Source organism: Advenella sp. (assembly GCF_052108595.1).
Classification (GTDB): domain Bacteria; phylum Pseudomonadota; class Gammaproteobacteria; order Burkholderiales; family Burkholderiaceae_B; genus Advenella.
Map to the genome: position 1 here is coordinate 1 of NZ_JBQEAU010000044.1, position 11,824 is coordinate 11,824.

Here is an 11,824-nt window from a genome sequence, read left to right on the forward strand (position 1 = left end):
CAATCGTACCTACGTTTACGTGTGGTTTGGTACGTTCAAACTTACCTTTTGCCATAATATCTATCCAATACTTAATCTATCTGAATATGAAAACGTTGCGCCTGTCTGAATTTTGGGAGAGAGCAGGCGCAACACCTGTTGTGTTTATTTGCTGCGGGCGCTGATGACTTCTTCGGCAACGTTCTTCGGAGCTTCAGCGTATTGCTTGAATTCCATCGTGTACGTTGCACGACCCTGTGTCAGAGAACGCAGATTGGTTGCATAACCAAACATTTCCGCCAGTGGCACTTCGGCTTTAATCACTTTACCGCCACCAACCATATCGTCCATACCCTGAACCATACCACGGCGTGAGGACAGGTCGCCCATCACTGTACCGGCGTAATCTTCAGGTGTTTCCACTTCTACAGCCATCATCGGCTCCAGCAGAATCGCCTGGGCCTTGCGCATCCCTTCCTTGAAGGCCATGGATGCGGCCATGCGGAAGGCGTTTTCGTTCGAGTCAACGTCATGGTAAGAACCGAAGAACAGGGTTACCTTGACATCAACAACCGGATATCCGGCAACGACACCGGCAGACAGGGTTTCCTGAATACCTTTGTCAACAGCAGGAATGTATTCACGAGGAACCACACCGCCCTTGATCGCGTCGACGAATTCGTATCCGGCGCCACCAGGAGGCAGCGGTTCCAGTTTCAGTACAACGTGACCATACTGACCACGACCACCGGACTGTTTAACGAATTTGCCTTCAACTTCTTCACATACCTTGCGGATGGTTTCACGGTAGGCCACTTGTGGTTTACCCACGTTGGCTTCCACGTTGAACTCGCGCTTCATGCGATCGACCAAAATTTCCAGGTGCAGCTCGCCCATACCGGAAATGATGGTCTGGCCTGATTCTTCGTCACTGCGCACGCGGAAGGACGGATCCTCTGCGGCCAGACGAGACAGGGCCATACCCATTCTTTCCTGGTCAGCCTTGGTTTTTGGCTCGACTGCCTGTGAAATCACCGGCTCAGGAAATACCATGCGCTCGAGCATGATATGCGAATCCACGTCACACAGGGTTTCACCTGTTGTCACGTCTTTGAGGCCGACCACAGCGGCGATGTCGCCTGCCAGCACTTCCTTGATTTCTGCGCGGTTGTTTGCATGCATCTGCAGAATCCGGCCGATACGCTCTTTTTTACCCTTGATCGGGTTGTAGACTGTATCGCCAGAGGCCAGAACGCCCGAATAAACACGCACGAAAGTCAGCTGACCAACGAAAGGATCGGTCATCAGCTTGAATGCCAGCGCAGAGAATTTTTCCTTGTCATCGGCCTTGCGGCTAATGGGGTTACCCTCATCGTCTTCGCCGGTAACAGGAGGAATATCGGCCGGTGACGGCAGAAAGTCGATCACTGCATCCAGCATGCGCTGCACGCCCTTGTTTTTGAACGCGGTGCCGCAAAGCATGGGTTGAATTTCACATGCAATGGTGCGGATACGAATCGCCTGGGTGATTTCCTCTTCGCTCAGCTCGCCGCTCTCAAGGTATTTTTCCATGAGTTCTTCGGAAGCTTCGGCAGCAGTTTCAACCAGTTTTTCACGCCATTCATTGGCAGAGTCCACCAGTTCGGCAGGAATATCCAGGTATTCAAACTTGGTACCCTGGCTGGCCTCGTCCCAGATGATGGCTTTCATCTTGATCAGATCGACCACGCCTTTGAAGCTGTCTTCAGCACCGATAGGAATGACGATAGGTACAGGATGGGCGCGCAGGCGCGTTTTCAACTGGTCAAAAACCTTGAAGAAATTTGCACCGGTGCGGTCCATTTTGTTCACGAAGGCCAGACGCGGCACTTTGTACTTGTTGGCCTGACGCCATACTGTTTCGGATTGGGGCTGAACGCCGCCTACTGCACAGTAGACCATGCAGGCGCCATCGAGCACACGCATGGAACGTTCAACTTCAATCGTGAAGTCAACGTGTCCCGGTGTATCGATAATATTGATGCGGTGTTCCGGATAGTTACCCGCCATGCCCCGCCAGAAAGCGGTGGTCGCGGCTGAAGTAATGGTAATACCGCGTTCCTGTTCCTGCTCCATCCAGTCCATCGTTGCTGCACCATCGTGCACTTCACCGATTTTATGGCTCACACCGGTATAAAACAGAATACGCTCTGTAGTTGTCGTTTTACCAGCGTCAATGTGGGCAGAAATACCGATGTTGCGGTATCGTTCGAGCGGGGTTTTGCGGGCCATGGTTGTGTCCTTAAATTACCAGCGGAAATGGGAGAAGGCTTTGTTGGCCTCTGCCATTTTGTGTGTGTCTTCACGCTTTTTCATTGCAGAGCCGCGGCCTTCGGCCGCATCCATCAGCTCCCCGGCAAGACGAAGGTCCATTGATTTTTCACCGCGTTTTTTCGCGGCTTCACGCAACCAGCGCATTGCCAGTGCGAGGCGACGAACGGGACGGACTTCGACGGGAACCTGATAGTTGGCACCACCCACGCGACGGCTTTTAACCTCGACGATGGGTTTGATGTTGTTGATTGCCAGGTTGAACACTTCAATAGGTTCTTTACCTGTTTTGGCCTGAACATGATCAAGCGCGCCATAGATGATACGTTCTGCGACGGCTTTTTTGCCTGCCAGCATGACAACGTTCATGAATTTTGCAAGATCAACACTGCCGAATTTTGGATCAGGCAGGATCTCGCGTTTTGGGACTTCGCGACGACGTGGCATTGTACTTCCTTAGAGTGTCTGTTTCAGTTGAACCACTTGCGTGGCCGTGGCTGCCTATATGAGAGGTCAGCCCCTTACGTACCGCAGATATTTTTTCTCGCAGCTGCGGCTGCACGCTTACCAACCGGTGGGAAGGAAGCATTTTTTGTGCGTGAGCACCAAACCGGGTGAAACCGTTGAAAAGCGAATTACGCTTTCTTCGGACGTTTCGCACCGTATTTGGAACGCGACTGTTTACGGTCCTTGACGCCTTGCAGGTCAAGTGAACCGCGCACGATGTGATAGCGCACACCTGGGAGATCTTTTACACGACCGCCACGAACAAGAACCACGGAGTGTTCCTGCAGGTTGTGACCTTCACCACCGATATACGAAATAACTTCGAAACCGTTGGTCAAGCGCACTTTGGCAACTTTACGCATCGCAGAGTTAGGTTTTTTAGGTGTGGTGGTATACACGCGAGTGCATACGCCACGACGCTGAGGGCAGTTTTCAAGTGCAGGACTTTTGCTGCTCTCATGGCTGCTTACGCGCGGTTTACGCACGAGCTGGCTAATGGTTGGCATGACCTTCTATCCTATTTCATGTACAGGAAACCTGTACCGATTTATATTTGCGTCTGTTTTACGTACTGACGTTAATGTACGCCCGGGAAAGAATGGACAGCAAAGTCGCGATGGTAGCGCCGGCATATGACCGGAGCGTGTCGGGACTGTTCGGCCAGGCTTCTCTCTTGCTGAAAAAACCTGTACAGGCTTTGTGCATTGCAGATGACCAACACGACTGTTGCTTTTATGCACGTTGCTGTGTTGCCCGCCTGCATGTTGCTTTGGCACGACATTCTAACCAGGATACTGCTCTTAAAATTGTGCTCCCGAAGATGTCTTCGCGCCCGATTGTGAAGGGAAAGCTCCAGAGAAGTTTGCGTGAAACGTTCAATAGAATATTGCTTTGCCACAAACTACCGGGGCCAGTCACGTTACATGTTCCGCTTCCTGATTGATGCGCCTTGCGCTCAGCGCATGTTTGCGCCAGGCTGCAACACCAACTTGGAACCAGCATCATTTCGCCTGCAAAGCTATAAGTTCACAAGCCGCGTGCACACGAATATTGCAACTGACGGACATGCAACTGAAAGCGTCAAAAGGCGCCTTTCACAAAGCGCCTGTCGGCGAAACGACCATATAACAGAGACCTTAAAACAACCAAAGAGCAACAAGTCTTACTGCTATTACCCAGCGCTATTACCACTAGGTAGCCCGTCACATTAACACAATCCCCATAAAACGTCAAGAAAACAGTACGTTGCAACCCAGGAGAATTGCGCAGCTAGCAATAGGCAAAAGGTCGAAAAATGGTTCGGCATTTACGCTCTTTGGCGAAATAGTCCATAAAAAACAACGGTTTTGCTATAATTGCCCACTAAATTCCCGCTGTGCGGGGCCATGTGCTGGGGGTCAGCGATCCTGCGCCTCGCCATACTAGGAAAAAAAATCACATGAAGATTGCCATACTAGAAGATGATCTCGCCCAGGCGGCGCAAATGGTGCAGGCAGTAGAAAAAATGGGGTATGGCTGCACGCATTACAGTTCAGGCAAGGAACTCATGTCTGCCCTGCGGGATCCCGAAATGTTCAATCTGCTCATTCTCGATTGGGAATTGCCCGAAATTACCGGTAAGGATGTGCTGGCCTGGGTGCGCAGCAACATCGGCTATTCCCTGCCGGTGCTGTTCCTGACCAGCCGGACCAGTGAAGAAGACCTGGTCGAAGCCATCGAGGCCGGCGCCGACGATTACATCGCCAAACCCTATACAACGCAGGCCTTGCGCGTGCGCATACTGTCGCTGCTGCGGCGCGCCAATCCGGCCGATGTCGACAATACGGTGATCGAAGTGGGCCCCTACCACATCGACACGCAAATGCGCTCGGTGCGCCTGCACAACGAAGCAATTGCACTGGCGCCCAAGGAATTTGACCTGGCGGTTCTGTTTTTCCGCAATATGGGGCGGCTGTTCTCCCGTGATGCGCTCAGCGCATCCATCTGGAATCGCGAAATTCCGGCAACCTCCCGCACCCTGGACACCCATTTGTCCAACGTCAGGCAAAAGCTGCAGATTCGCCCGGAGAACGGCCTGCGCATCGTCTCATCGTACGCACTGGGCTACCGCCTGGAAGCGGTAACTGAACCCGCAGCCTCGGACACCCCGGCCCAGCCCAAACAGACCCGCATCTCCGACCTGACATGAGAGTATCCAGAGCAATCCTGATCTACCTGCTGGCCTTCCTTGTTGGCGGGTCGCTGGTCAGCGGCGCCGCTTTCGGTCAGGCGGCCGGTGCGCGCGGCGACTTTTTCACCTACCGGTTTGTTCCCGGCGATATTTTGCTGACGCTGTCGCAGCGTTTTACCCAGAATCGGGAAAACTGGAAAGCCATCCGCGAAATCAACGGCATAGCTGATCAATACAAGATTCCTGTCGGCTTCGAACTGAAAATTCCATTTTCCCTGATTGACGAAGTCCCTGCCAGCGCGACCATTTCGCACTTGCGCGGACAGGCGTTTCTTAACGGCTCGCCGATTGCGCAAACCGGCGGTCAGATCAGCGAGGGCGCGGTCATTACCACGGGCCCTAACAGCAACGTTACCCTGACCCTGCCGGATAACAGCAAGGTACTGGTTCCCGTCAACAGCACAGTCACCGCCAAACGGCTGCAGCGCTTTTCGGGCACCGGGTATATCGACGCCATCTTCACCATCGACCGCGGGGAAGTCCAGAGTCATGTCAACCCCGGCGGCGAAGGCGTGGGGCGCTTTGAAATCCGCACCCCAGTGAGTGTTACCGGAGTTCGCGGCACCATCCTGCGTGCAGGAACCCGCCAGGACCAGGGCGCCTACAGCGCCATTATAAAGGGGCAGGCAGATTTCTCGCCGGCCGATGGGGTCTCGCTCACCAGGCTTGGCAGCAACCAGGGCGCGGTAACGGATGGTGCCGGAAAGCCGTCGGGAACGCACGCATTGCTGGCGCCCCCGGTGTTGCATCCGATGGACGCGCAATCACACAACCGTCAGCTTCGTTTCGATCCGGTTCCGGGCGCCGTTGCCTATGAGCTCGTCCTGGCCGAAGACAGCGAGGGCTATGACGTGCTCTGGAGCCAGCGCATTACCGGGACCACGGCCACCCTGCCGGCGGTACGCAACGGTACTGTTTACGTGCTGGTGCGCTCCATTGACCAGCAGATGCTGGCCGGCGGCCACGCAGTACTGCAAATCGAGCAAACCATGAATACGATCAATGACGGACAAGGATCGCCCGTCGGCATCGGCAACGGCAGCTACCTGCTGCATTCCACGTTTTAACCGGCAGCAGGCGCAATGCGGGGTTCGCTTGGCCGACGCTTTCATCGTGAATGGATTCTGGTTACGGCGCTGATCCTGACCGTGACCGCGCTATGCAGCCAGTTTTCGATGCTGTCGCGTTTCAGTTTTGCCCTGTACGACGTGGCCGTCAGCTACACGCAAGAGCGGCAGCCGGACCCGGATATTGCCATTGTCGTGATCGACGACAAGAGCCTGGCGCAAATCGGTTTCTGGCCGTGGGAGCGGAGTGTTCACGCCAACCTGCTGACATCGCTGCGCAATGCGCGCGCCGTCGGATTCGATATTCTTTTTACCGACGCCGATCCGCATGACCCTCTGGTCGATCAAAAGCTGGCGCAGGCCATCGAACGCAACGGCAAGGTGGTGCTGGCCAATTTTCTGACCGGTCCCGGACAGCAGTTGCCGGTCAACCCCATTGCCAAACTTGCTCAGGCAGCCCGCGCGCTGGGCTTTATCAATATTGTGCCTGATTCCGATGGCATGGTGCGCCGTATCCGTCTGACCGCGCCCCAGGACAGCACGCAACAGCACTTTGCCCTATCGATGCTGGCCGTTGGGGGCGATACAGCAACCTCCGCCTCGCTCACCGCGCGCAGCAAGGAGCAACCCTATCTGATCCCCTATGTAGGCGCGCCGCTCACCTTCCCCATGATGTCGTACAGCGACGTGCTGTTTGGTCGAATTCCGGCCAGCTATTTCGACAACAAATATGTTTTGATCGGCGCATGGGGAACGGGGATGGGCGACCGTTTTCCGACGCCGGACTCCACAGGTGCCATAGACAATATGTCGGGGGTCGAGATCCTGGCCAACGTGTTGCAATCGACGCGTGAAGGTAACTGGATTACCGAGCCCGGGAAAATGGCGCACACCCTGATTTCCCTGGTGCCGGTGCTATTGCTGCTGATTGCGATCAGGCAACTGTCGCCGCGTCGTGTCCTGCTTGCCACGCTGGTGGCGCTGTTGCTGGTGCTGGCCGGTTCCCTGCTGATGCTGGCGCTGGGCAACTACTGGATTACGCCTGTCGCGGCCATGAGCGGGATTGCGCTGACCTACCCCGTATGGAGCTGGCGCACGCAGGAAATGGCCCTGAACCAGATGAGTTGGGAAATGAGCGAACTCAATCGCGAGTACCCCTTGCTGCGGGCAGAGATGGCACTGGCCGATACGCCTCAGAAATTTCACTTGTCGTTAAATGAACGGATCATGGAGTTGCGCTTTGCGCTGAACCGGGTGCGTTCGCTACGCCAGTTCATCAGTGACAGCTTCAATGCCATTCCGGACCCGGCCCTTGTCTTTGACGCCAACCATCAGCTTACCCTGTGGACCAGCAGCGCCAAACGGTACATGGCCAGCCTGGGCGATCTGGCGCTGACCGAAGGGCTGCCGGTGCAGACTTTGCTCAATGCCATTATTCCCGATGCACCGACATGCCGTGAACTGGCGGCAGCGATCGAGCACCCTGAGCGCACCCTGTCGGGACAGACACCGGAAACAGGCAATAGTGCTGCAGCATGGATCCATGCCGAGGAAGGATTCGAAGTGCGTGATCGCGCCGGCAATGACCTGCTGCTCAAATCCATGCCCACCTATACCGCCGGCCGTCGCCGCTCGGGATACATCCTGAACCTGATTGATATCAGTGCGCTGCGTCAGGCCGAACGCAAGCGTGATGACACCTTGCGATTCATCTCCCATGATATGCGGGCGCCACAGAACTCCATTCTTGCACTGATCGACTTGCAGGCAGATGCGGAGCGCGCCCTGCCCACCAACGAGCTATTGCAACGCGTCAGTCATCTTTCGGAAAGAACCATCGGCCTGGTGGAAGACTTTGTACAATTTACGCGGGCTGAAAAAGCCGACATCGAATTTGTACCGCTTAATCTGAGTGATCTGCTGCAGGACGCAATCAATGAACTCTGGGTCGATAGCCGGACCCGAAATATTCCCATTGTGAGCAACATCACGCCGCTGTGCGCCTTTATCAAGGGGGACCAGTCATTGCTGATGCGCTGCCTGGGCAATTTGCTGGACAACGCCTTCAAATACAGTGCGGACAACACAACGGTCACATGCAGCCTGACCTCGGCAGGCGACTTCTGGGAAGTCAGCATCCGCGATGAGGGCTGCGGCATCAGTGAGCAGGATCAGCAACACCTGTTCACGCTATTTACCCGTGTAGGCGCGGCCCGTGAACAAGACCCCGGGGGCCTGGGCCTTGGCCTGGTTTTTGTCAAAACCGTAGTCACGCGCCATCATGGGGATATTCGCGTACAGTCGGCACCAGGCCATGGGTCTACTTTTATTATCCGCCTGCCTAAAGATGAGGTTGAAGAATCCGCCGGGCCTTCTCTATAACCGGCATATCCACCATCTGGCCATCCAGCTTAAAGGCAGCCCGCCCGCTTTGCTGATGCTCATCCAGCACGCGCTGGGCCCAGTCCTTTTCCTGCGCCGTGGGTTCAAAGACGTCATGGATCACCGCCAACTGGGCAGGATGAATGCAGAGCGCCCCCGCAAACCCCATGCCTTTGGCCAGCGCAACCGATTGCCTGAGCCCGTCGGTATCTGAAATATCCGGAAAAACGCCATCCAGTGGCGCATCAATGCCCGCTGCCCGGCTTTGGATCACCAGTTGTGGACGCACCGCCGCCAGCAGTTGCTGCGCCCCTTGCGAGTCGCGATCCATGTTCAGGTCCAGCGCCAGATCCAGTGCGCCAAAAGACAGTCGCGCCACACCCGGCGCCTGGCACAGTTCGGGCATCCGCATGATGCCCATAGCGCTTTCAATGATCGGGTAGACCGGCTTTTTGGCCATCCCTGCGGCCTTGATCTGTGACTCGCTTTCAGCCTTCGGCAGCATCACGCCTGTGATGTTCGCCAGCTTCGCGCAAAGGGCAATATCATCGTTGAACCAGCGGCTGCGCGCATCATTGACACGTAACAGAAACTGCTGTTCGGGATTGGCGGTGGCAAATTCGCGCAGCGCATCGCGTGCGCTTTGCTTGGCATCCTGTTCCACCGCATCTTCCAGATCGACGATGACAATATCGGCGCCGCTGGCCAGCGCCTTGGGAATTCTGTCAACCCGGGTGGCAGGGACAAACAGCGCGGATCGCATTTTCATGACTGGCAAACTCCTTGTTTATTACGGGTGGCAGCGCTCGTCTGGCCCCGCCTGTGTATATTTACTGGCCGTCAGATAATACCGGCAGATTGCCACTGACCGACCGTGTCCTCATCATAGCCCAGTTCATCCAGGATCGCGGCCGAATGCTCGCCAAGCGCGGGGACCGCATCAATGCGAAAGTCATAGCTGTTGTTCACGCCCGGCGGCAAAAAGGTAGGCAGTGTTCCCACCGGGCTGTCCATTTGCGTCCAGCGATTGCGCGCCTTCAGTTGCGGATGCTCCCATACCGCCTTCATGTCGTTGACACGGGCGTTGGCGATGCCTGCTTTTTCCAGACGCTCGATAATTTGCTCGTCGTCATAGGCAGCAAAGGACTGGATAATCAGATCACGCAAGGCATCGCGATTGGTCGTGCGCATCGTGTTGGATGCGAAACGAGAGTCTGTGGCCAGCTCGGGTTTTTCCAGCACCTGTTCACAGAACATTTTCCATTCGCGCTCATTCTGCAATCCCAGCATGATGGTTTTGCCGTTGCCGGCCAGAAACGGCCCGTAGGGATAAATGGCGGCGTGGGCAGCGCCTGCCCGGACCGGTGGCGGGGCGCCGTCATAGGTGTAATACAGCGGAAAACCCATCCACTCGACCATACTTTCGAGCATGGTCAGGTCAATATGGCTGCCTTTGCCGGTCTTGCCGCGCTGCAGCAGCGCCGACAGAATATGGGTATACGCATACATGCCGGCTGCAATATCGGCAATCGAGCAGCCGGCCTTGGCCGGTTCATTGGCGCTGCCGGTTACGGACACAAAGCCACTCTCGCTCTGGATCAACAAGTCATAGGCTTTTTTATGCTCATAAGGGCCGCCGGCGCCATAGCCCGAAATGTCACACACCACCAGGCCCGGATACTGTTCGTGCAGGGCATCGAACGAGAGCCCAAGACGCGCCGCCGCGCCGGGTGCCAGATTCTGCACCAGCACATCCACCTGGGGCAGCAGGCGGGCCAGCACTTCTTTGGCCTGCGGGCTTTTCAGATCCAGGGTAAGGCTTTGCTTGGAGCGATTGGTCCATACGAAATGAGATGCCATGCCGTTGACGCGTTCATCATAATTGCGGGCAAAATCGCCCACGCCGGGTCGCTCCACCTTGATGACGCGGGCCCCCAGATCGGCCAGTTGCCGGGTGCAAAAGGGCGCGGCAATGGCATGTTCCAGGCTCAGGACAGTGATGCCGTCAAGCGGGCGAATGCCGGTTGATTGTTCTGTTTTCATTTGAAAGTTACCTCTGCTGTCTGGGCCACGGTGCCCTCCTGCTCGGCCCATACGCGTGCGCGGCCTGCTTCGGTGATCACACCCTGTGCACGAAATTCAGCCGGGGCGATCAGTGGACGATGACCACGAAAGGAAAAGCCGGTCACGGTTTTATCGGGATTGGCCTGACAAAACGCCTGCAACAGACGGGTTGCAATCATCGGGCCATGCACCACCAGGCCAGGATAGCCTTCGGTCTGCGTTACATAGGGATGATCATAATGAATGCGATGGCCATTGAAGGTCACCGCAGAATAACGAAACAGCAGCGTGCTGGTCGGCGTGATGGGCTCGGACCACGCGCCGGCCTGGGCCGCTTCGGTGCCACCCAGTTTGGGCGCAGCAGGTTCGCGATAAACGATGTCCTGTTCCTCGTGGATGCACAGTTGCCCATCCTGTTTATATTCATGCGTCACGGTCACAAAAAGCAGTTTGCCGGTACTGCCCTGCTTTTCGCGGATGGCAGAGATGGTCGAGATGCGTTCGCCGTCGCGCCCGACCAGCAAAGGCTGGTGAAACTGCAGGCGACCGCCGGCCCACATGCGGTTGCGATCATCGGCAGGCGGCAGAAAGCCCCCGCGCCTGGGGTGACCATCCTGGCCAAGCTGGTCCTGCGGCGCCGGCTCAATGAACAGCGCCCATTGCCACAAGGGTGGCAGCGCTTGCCCGGCAGCCGGTGCGCTCGTCTCCAGCGAGGCCGCTATTTTTCTTACCTGAGAAGGATTGATAAAATCCTGCGCCACTTCCTGGCGACCAATCCAGTCGGAGAGGTTGGACTGCTGAGCATCCTGAGTCATTCCACTGTTTCCTGACAATAATAAAATAATAAACGCTTCGGCAACGGGCCGGGCGTGTCGTGGGCGCACCTGAAAGCGGCGCAGCTTGGCCAGCACCCTGGTAACGCGGCGGTTGCCGCGGATCGGGTGAGCCTGCTGTACCCTTCATGCAAACACGCTCGCGCAAACACCCCTCATGCAAACATAATTGCAATAGCACAATTGCAATATCACCTGTGCGCCCCGCCAATGAACTGGCTGCGGAGTCTGACCTGCACCTGAGCTGGTCGTTCATGAAAAACCGGCGTGCCTGTCGGCGCTGAAACGCGCTGCCTGCCAAAACCTGACAGCCATGAGCATAACCCCTAGGACCACAGCAGGGAATTATTAATCCTGAAAGGGGGACTTTACCTGATCCTATGGCGGCCGATATCCGGCAGTGCTTGGGCATTCCCCGGGCGTTTGACGGGATGTGCCCGGGCAGGTCGGAC

General features: G+C 56.2%; 9 protein-coding genes. 3 read left to right on the forward strand and 6 right to left on the reverse strand.

Annotated elements, in window-relative coordinates; genetic code table 11:
• Positions 1–144: 144 nt before the first annotated feature.
• From fusA to rpsL, 3 genes are all read right to left on the reverse strand, one after another.
• Positions 145–2,250 carry an elongation factor G gene (fusA, locus tag ACTIKR_RS09750; protein WP_193087856.1) on the reverse strand — a complete coding sequence of 702 codons (2,106 nt, stop codon included), beginning with the start codon at positions 2,248–2,250 and terminating at the stop codon, positions 145–147.
• 15 nt (positions 2,251–2,265) lie between these two features.
• Complete coding sequence (gene rpsG, locus ACTIKR_RS09755; protein WP_193087857.1) at positions 2,266–2,736, reverse strand: 30S ribosomal protein S7; 471 nt, start codon at positions 2,734–2,736, stop codon at positions 2,266–2,268.
• 188 nt (positions 2,737–2,924) lie between these two features.
• Positions 2,925–3,302 carry a 30S ribosomal protein S12 gene (rpsL, locus tag ACTIKR_RS09760; protein ID WP_014752599.1) on the reverse strand — a complete coding sequence of 126 codons (378 nt, stop codon included), beginning with the start codon at positions 3,300–3,302 and terminating at the stop codon, positions 2,925–2,927.
• A 932-nt stretch (positions 3,303–4,234) separates the two neighbouring features.
• Between rpsL and ACTIKR_RS09765 the strand changes: the two genes are divergently transcribed.
• From ACTIKR_RS09765 to ACTIKR_RS09775, 3 genes are read left to right on the forward strand one after another with little or no spacing between them, the layout of a single operon-like run.
• A complete protein-coding gene (locus ACTIKR_RS09765) occupies positions 4,235–4,984 on the forward strand; it encodes a response regulator transcription factor (RefSeq protein WP_193087858.1) in 750 nt (249 codons plus the stop codon).
• Complete coding sequence (locus ACTIKR_RS09770; RefSeq protein ID WP_442327742.1) at positions 4,981–6,093, forward strand: FecR domain-containing protein; 1,113 nt, start codon at positions 4,981–4,983, stop codon at positions 6,091–6,093. Before ACTIKR_RS09765 ends, ACTIKR_RS09770 begins: the two co-directional genes overlap by 4 nt.
• A 15-nt stretch (positions 6,094–6,108) precedes the next feature.
• Positions 6,109–8,475, forward strand: coding sequence for a CHASE2 domain-containing protein (locus ACTIKR_RS09775; RefSeq protein ID WP_442327743.1), 2,367 nt, complete (start codon positions 6,109–6,111; stop codon positions 8,473–8,475).
• On the opposite strand, the gene ACTIKR_RS09780 is transcribed toward ACTIKR_RS09775, so the two are convergent.
• From ACTIKR_RS09780 to ACTIKR_RS09790, 3 genes are all read right to left on the reverse strand, one after another.
• A complete protein-coding gene (locus ACTIKR_RS09780; protein WP_193087861.1) occupies positions 8,435–9,244 on the reverse strand; it encodes an HpcH/HpaI aldolase/citrate lyase family protein in 810 nt (269 codons plus the stop codon). The two genes, ACTIKR_RS09775 and ACTIKR_RS09780, sit on opposite strands and share 41 nt — an antisense overlap.
• A 71-nt stretch (positions 9,245–9,315) precedes the next feature.
• On the reverse strand, positions 9,316–10,518 hold the full coding sequence (locus ACTIKR_RS09785) for a CaiB/BaiF CoA transferase family protein (protein WP_442327744.1): 1,203 nt from the start codon (positions 10,516–10,518) through the stop codon (positions 9,316–9,318).
• Complete coding sequence (locus ACTIKR_RS09790; RefSeq protein WP_442327745.1) at positions 10,515–11,354, reverse strand: FAS1-like dehydratase domain-containing protein; 840 nt, start codon at positions 11,352–11,354, stop codon at positions 10,515–10,517. The genes ACTIKR_RS09785 and ACTIKR_RS09790 overlap by 4 nt, the downstream gene beginning before the upstream one ends.
• Positions 11,355–11,824: the final 470 nt, after the last annotated feature.